The 3,463-nt window shown below is 58.2% G+C and carries 3 protein-coding genes; 1 reads left to right on the forward strand and 2 read right to left on the reverse strand.

Going from position 1 to position 3,463, the window contains the following annotated elements:
* Positions 1–89 precede the first annotated feature (89 nt).
* Complete coding sequence (locus tag AC1DH9_RS28285) at positions 90–1,202, forward strand: tyrosine-type recombinase/integrase (protein WP_477809246.1); 1,113 nt, start codon at positions 90–92, stop codon at positions 1,200–1,202.
* Here AC1DH9_RS28285 and AC1DH9_RS28290 read toward each other — a convergent pair.
* On the reverse strand, positions 1,199–1,480 hold the full coding sequence (locus AC1DH9_RS28290) for a pyocin activator PrtN family protein (protein ID WP_477806106.1): 282 nt from the start codon (positions 1,478–1,480) through the stop codon (positions 1,199–1,201). The genes AC1DH9_RS28285 and AC1DH9_RS28290 overlap by 4 nt on opposite strands.
* The coding region (locus AC1DH9_RS28295) for a hypothetical protein (protein WP_477809247.1) at positions 1,477–3,463 on the reverse strand (1,987 nt) is incomplete at its 5' end. The genes AC1DH9_RS28290 and AC1DH9_RS28295, both read right to left, overlap by 4 nt.

The following is a 3,463-nucleotide window of genomic DNA, read 5'->3' on the forward strand; positions in this document are numbered from 1 at the left end:
CATTTGCCACTGTTTGCAACGGTTTTTGCTTATTTTAGGACGGTCGTTGCTACAATGTAGCAACTCAAACCAGTCGTGTAGCAAAATCCATGGGATCAATCACCGTTCGCAAGCGCAAGGATGGCTCTGCAGCGTACACCGCGCAGATCCGCATAATGCAAAAGGGTGTGACAGTTTATCAGGAAAGCCAGACGTTCGACCGTAAGGCCACGGCTCAGGCCTGGATCAAGCGGCGCGAAACTGCAATGGCCGAACCTGGTGCGATTGCCAAGGCCAACCGCAAGGGCGTGACGGTCAAGGAAATGATCGAGCGCTACCTCGAGGAATATGAAAAGCTCCGGCCACTGGGCAAGACCAAGCGCGCCACCCTCAAGGCTATCGGCGAAACCTGGCTGGGCAAGCTTGAAGACAAGGACATCACCAGCCAGAAGCTGGTCGAGTACGCCAACGACCGGATGCAGAGCGACGGCATTCAACCGCAGACCGTGGGTAACGACCTGGCGCACTTTGGCGCGGTGCTATCTATTGCCCGACCTGCCTGGGGATATGATATCGATCCCATGGCCATGCCGGACGCACGCCGCGTGTTGYGCAAGATGGGCGCCGTATCCAAGAGCAAGGAGCGAGGCCGCAGGCCTACACTGGAAGAACTCGACAATATCCTGACCTATTTTGTCGATATGCGCGCACGTCGTAAGCAAGAGATCGACATGGTTAGGGTGACTGCTTTCGCACTGTTCTCCACGCGCCGACAGGAAGAGATCACCCGTATTCGCTGGGACGCCATGGACGAGGCTCGTCAGTCGGTGTTGATCACCGACATGAAAAACCCCGGGCAGAAATATGGCAATGACGTTTGGTGCCATGTTCCGGATGAGGCCTGGAAGATATTGAAGTCCATGCCGAAGGTCGCCGACGAGGTGTTTCCGTACAATGCCAGATCCATATCGGCTTCATTTACCCGGGCTTGTCATTTCCTCGAAATCGAGGACTTGCATTTTCATGACCTGCGTCATGACGGCGTGAGTCGGTTGTTTGAAATGGGATGGGATATTCCGAAAGTGGCCAGCGTGTCGGGCCACCGAGATTGGAATTCGATGCGACGCTATACGCACCTGCGGGGGAATGACGACCCGTACAAGGATTGGCCATGGTTGGAGAGGGTTGTAACTGGCCCCGTGATTGGGGCCATGTCGGGCTAGGACGCTCGGTTTATGCCTCGGCCCATCAGTTTTTCGTGTTCGGCCTTGGCCTTACTGTGCTGGGCGTCGAGATAAGCAGCTAGGTCAGACAGATGTACGCCTCGCGCTGACTTCTGGCTGCTCTCCATTGGTACCAGTGTTAGGTCTATCTGGCCTGCGGCGACCTTGAGTTTCATTTTCTCCGGCGTCAGATGGCTGAAATAGTCAGTGCAGACGCGCTCAAGCGGGATGATTGCCTGGCCGTTGTACTGGGCCATTAGTAGGAAGGTTGTATTCATACTGCACCTGTCATCGACTTCCCGGCCATCGCCAGTTCGTCGTCAAGAGCAAAGACCTTCTGCATCAAGTCGAGCCCGGTGTGCTTGCCGCCCCCACTGTTAGCTTCGTTCCAGTTTTTGCTGGTGACGCGAATCAAGTTAAGGTTGCCCATGCAGATGTAATGCAGGGCGGTCCCCACTGCCGGCATTGATTTCCAACTGCCCGGTTCATGGAGCAGTCTGTACCAATGGTTATGAGTGCAGAGGCTTAGCTTTTGCACTTTGGACTTGAACTGCTTCTTGTCCAGCCGCATGACGGAGGCGAACACCCGGTAGCGCTGGATCCCGGCCTGCTGGAAATGCTCAGCTAAAGTTGGTGCCTTCATGGTTACCTCCCCAACCCAGCAAGCTGGTGTGTCGAGGATCAGGTACTCAGAGGTCACTGAGTAGTGTAGGCCCTCGGCCAGATACACATGGCCGGCGCCGGCGCCGGCGTCGCTGGCGCTGCGCGAAATCGCCACGATGACCGCGATCTTCTGCAGCACCAGGTCGATCTCGCTCTGCACAATGCCTTCGCCCTGCCCGCTAAAGCGGTCAGTCACCGACTGGATCACCGGAGCCAGCGCCTTCAAGCCTTCAAGCAGATACAGTTCTTCGCAGACCTGCTGCAGTAGCCAGAGCCCGACCAGAACCACTTGGAGCGAGTAGCGTGGGCGGTCATCCATGTCCGCTGGCAGCAGCGCGGAGGCCTTTTCCATCAGGGCGTCGATGGCTTCGGGCGGGGTGATCAACGCCTTGGCCATGATCGCCTTGCCCAAGCGGCGCAGGTCTTCGCGGTGCGTGCTGGCATAGAAGAAGTGTTCCCGGCACTGGCCGCGCTTCTTCTTGGTCAGGTGCACGCGGATGCTGCGCTCTTGGATTGCCGGCACCTCGATCTCTTGCTCAGAAATTACGATCAACGGCGACGACAGCGGAATGGCAATGGCTTCGGCATTGGTGCGCCCCCGGTTGCTCTGGCTCAGCCGGCCTTTAAGAGTGGCCTCGCCGTTCCAGGCTTGCTTGATTCGCTCCCCCACATCCTTGTAGCCCATGGAGGTCATTTTGGATTTGTTGAACTCTTCAACGATGCGCGGAATCGTCGTGGTGCTGGACAGGTATTCGAGCATGGCGTAGTGCGAGGTCGACGGGGCGCTGACCCCGGCGTCTTTTTGCATGTAGTCGGTGCCGTTCAGCCAGGTGATCAGGCCAGCGCTTTTGGACTTGCCGGAGCCGGCGGCGCCCCACAGGCAGAGAATCGGGAACTGGCTGTACAGGTGCATGAAGTGGGTCTTGAAGTGTGCGCTGACACACCAGCCGACCATCTGTCCGACCTCAAGTTTCTGATTGACTTTGAGCAGCCGGCTCAAGGCATGGCTCACCGCTTCGTCGGCCCGTTCGGCCATGGTGCAGTGCGCAAAGTACGGGCGCGCCAGTAGGTTGCCAAGGAACTGGTGGGTGCCGCGCACCTTCACCGTGTTGACCGACATGTCGGGCTCGACATAGGTGAACACAGGGCTGTTGTCGACGAAGTCCAGGTGGACCCCGGCGGTGTAGACTTGGAAGATTTCCCCCACGTCGTTAGCCTCCCGAAAAACCGCAAGTTTGATTTTCTGAGTGTCGAGATCCGTGCCCTGAAACGTCAGGTCGTTGATGCCCTCGACCTCTTTCAGAAAGGCTGCGCGACCGGAAAAGGCCGGCTCTTTAAAAATGAGCTTGCCCACCACTTCGCCGCCCCTCATCACGTTCATGCGGGTGGCAACGCGGCGCGGACTGGTGCCGTCCTGCGGCACGTCAATGAACACGTCCTGCGCCTGCAGGGTGAAGTTGCAGATGCGCCGCTTGCCATCCCCCTGTCGGATGTAATACCCGTCCGGCTCGGCCACCGCGCACAGGCCGGCGTCGGGGTCGCCATCCTTGTTGGTCCCGCCCTCGATCGCGCAGCCTTCACAGGGGCGCTTGCTCAGC

This window comes from Pseudomonas sp. 05T35 (assembly GCF_056396605.1).